The 3,004-nt window shown below is 44.9% G+C and carries 3 protein-coding genes and 1 pseudogene; all 4 read right to left on the bottom strand.

All coding sequences use genetic code 11. The features are described 5' to 3' along the window. On the bottom strand, positions 1–619 hold a 619-nt coding region (locus OEL57_RS15835; protein ID WP_422664559.1), incomplete at its 3' end, for a CHASE3 domain-containing protein. 52 nt (positions 620–671) lie between these two features. Continuing rightward, the gene (locus OEL57_RS15840; protein WP_300741805.1) at positions 672–1,826 is read right to left on the bottom strand and encodes an ATP-binding protein; all 1,155 of its coding nucleotides are present in this window, start codon (positions 1,824–1,826) and stop codon (positions 672–674) included. Positions 1,827–1,943: 117 nt separating this feature from the next. Beyond that, on the bottom strand, positions 1,944–2,738 hold the full coding sequence (locus OEL57_RS15845) for a response regulator (RefSeq protein ID WP_300741807.1): 795 nt from the start codon (positions 2,736–2,738) through the stop codon (positions 1,944–1,946). 48 nt (positions 2,739–2,786) lie between these two features. Further along, positions 2,787–3,004: pseudogene (locus OEL57_RS15850) on the bottom strand (MerR family transcriptional regulator); the annotation flags it as partial.

Consider the following 3,004-nt stretch of genomic DNA (forward strand, 5'->3'; position numbering starts at 1 on the left):
GGAAGATATTAATGAGCACAACAGTAGACCCAAGAATGGCAACAGTAATGAGCAGGTTGTTCTCATTCTTTTCATCCATCTCTTTTCTGGGTGTAGCCATGTCCTTTTTCATGGCCTTTTGCAGATCAATAATCTGGGCCTTGATTTCACGCCATTTTGGTGTTTCCTGTTTTGCCAGCATCTCTATGGATGCGGACTGATTACCAGAGCGGGCCAGAGTAATAATCTCATCCTTGACAACACTGTTTTCCTGCCAAAGGGGGGGCAGCTTAGCCAAAGACTGTTCATACTTGCCAATAGATTTGGCAAGTGCAGAGGCGTTTTTCTGGGATTCAAGAAACTCTTCATTGGCTTTTTTGAAGTTGGCCATGGCCTTTTCATCTGAAGGGTTCAGGATTACGTTGCGGATCGCCTGCTCTGCCTGGATGCCCTGGGTATGCATCTCGCTGACAATAAAAGCTACAGCTTGATATTTTTCCACAAACAGATCAACACGGTCTTCGGTGGCCCGCATACCACGGTAGGACTGGGCAATAGCAATGAGTAACAGGAATGTTGCAAGAATACCGAAGATGGTAAACTTCCAACGCATCGTAAGATTTCTGAATAATAAACTCATATCCGCCTCCATAACCAACTATCGGGTAACTGCCACACGTTGCTGGGTTTGGTTAATACACAGGTTTTAATGGTAATGCCAGTGTAAAAACAGTAACTTCGTCGGCTGAGTTGAAACTAACCGTCCCCCCCAGGTACCTCTCACCAAAAAGCTTCATACAGTAGGTCCCCAACCCCCTGCCCTGCTTTTCTTTTGTACTGAAGGAACGTTTGAAGATCTGCAGCTGAACTTCTGAAGTCATTTCACCGGGATTCGTCACCTGTATATACACTCTATCATTTAAACAATGAGCCCCGATGATTACGGTGTCTCCTCGTTTACTGGCCTCCAGTGCATTCAACACCATATTACCGACAATCCGGCGCAACAAAGAACGATCAGTTGTCAGACTACAGTTGATCGGCAGTTCAAGCATTAGCTTCCGGTCCGGTACCCGTTCATGATGTTCATAAAGTTGCTGGACATCGTGCAGAAGTTCTGAGAGATCTACTTGTACAAAATCAGGTTTATAAGTGCCCTGTTCAGCATCCAGCAAACGGCGCTGATGGTTGATCTCTTCAATCAGATTGTCAGCAAGATTAACCATCCAACCTTTGTATTCTTCCTCTGCAACTGGCGTGGTTCCTTCTTGCAGTAGCGATGCCAGACCACGTATACCGCCGGCACTGTTAAGAATATCGTGAAAAAAGACCCGTTCCATCACATGACGGCGTTTTTCAGAGCTGATATCCCGTAAAGCCAGCACGGTAAACTGCTCTCCCTCAATGGTAACCGGTGTTGCCAGCACATCCAGATCAAGCGCCGAACAACCATCGTTATCCAGCATTAACTGGCACTCGCCCTGTTCCGGCTGACCATTCGCCTGACTGGCTAAAATAGCACGCACAGCACCACAAACGGAACAATGTGCAGCAGTACCACAACCATCTGGGCCTTCATGACAGTACGTACATCCAACGGCTTCTCCTGGTCGCAACCCCAGCAACGATTCAGGATCAGCAACGCCAAAAATCTTCAGTAAACGTTGATTTACCGTTACAATCTGACGCTGTTGATTAAGCACCAGCAGTAAATCAGGCATGGCATTCAAAAGTGCTGCAACCAGTTCACTATTGGCAACCTTTTCGGATTCCTGCTGTAATGTTTCATGAGTTGCTCTGCCAGCCGGTGCAAACCAGCTTAAAGGTTGTTGCGTAACTAAATCCATACTAAACTCCTTGGTAATGCTTGTACTATACCGTAATCACAGATACTTGTAAGTCAGATGAATTAATACATTTGAATGATTTTTCTTACAAGCTAAAGATTTTTTGTAAGGAAGAATTTAGCGGCAGGGAATAATACGGTTAGAAAGCGCATACGAAATGAGCGCTGCATCGCTTGAAAAACCCATTTTTTCACACATACGCAGCTTGTAGGTACTGACGGTCTTAACACTAATTCCGAGATCATGGGCGATTTCTTTAGGTTTCTGACCAGCTGCAAGAGCCTTTAGAATCTGATATTCACGGGGAGAAAGGTGTTGATGAGCCGTCAGTGATACTGTTTCAGGTAGCGGAGAAGGAATTTTTATCGCCTTATCCGGATCATCACCCCGTACTATCTGAAGTAGATTATTCAGAAGCTGCGTCAACTGCTGATTGGTTGATGCCAGCAATTTATTGCGATGAACCAGTTCCTCTACTTCTTGGCGAACATTTTTCAATACATCAACTTCTTTAAGCAACTCTTGCACTACTGATCGCAACTCACCGCTATTCCATGGTTTTGCCACAAAGTAATGCACTCGACCTTCATTTACCGCAGATAGCAATAGATCGGTATCAGGATACGCAGACAATATAACCCGTTTGATATCTGGCCAGTTCTGCATCACTTGCTGCAAAAACTCAACGCCATTCATGCCCGGCATCCGATAATCAGAAATAACCAAAGCAACCTGCAGGCCGTTATGTAACATTTCAAGAGCTGTTTTGGCGTTATCTGCTGTGACCACATGTACCGGACTATCCAGAAAACAGCGTGTAACAACACTCAGCACACTCTTTTCGTCATCTACCACCAGTAGCTGCACAACCGTGTCTGTCGTATTAGATCTATTGGAGTTCTGAATCAGCATGTGTACTCACTAAAAAGCCCCGAAGAAACCTTCGAGGCCATAAACCGCTTAAAGTAAAATACGAATCGATTGTAATTCCTGTCGTACCACCCTAAGTAATGCCTGCAAATCCTGAGAAAGATCTACAGGAGCTGCCTGTTGTTTGACAGATGTCGTTTTACACGGAGAAAATCTCTTGCGTACACCTTCTATTGTATACTTTTCATGGTAGAGCAGTTGTTTGATCTGCTGTACCATCTCAATATCCTGCCTGGTATAGAGACTCT

Origin of the sequence: Trichlorobacter sp., from assembly GCF_030247655.1 — a bacterium.
GTDB lineage: Bacteria > Desulfobacterota > Desulfuromonadia > Geobacterales > Pseudopelobacteraceae > Trichlorobacter.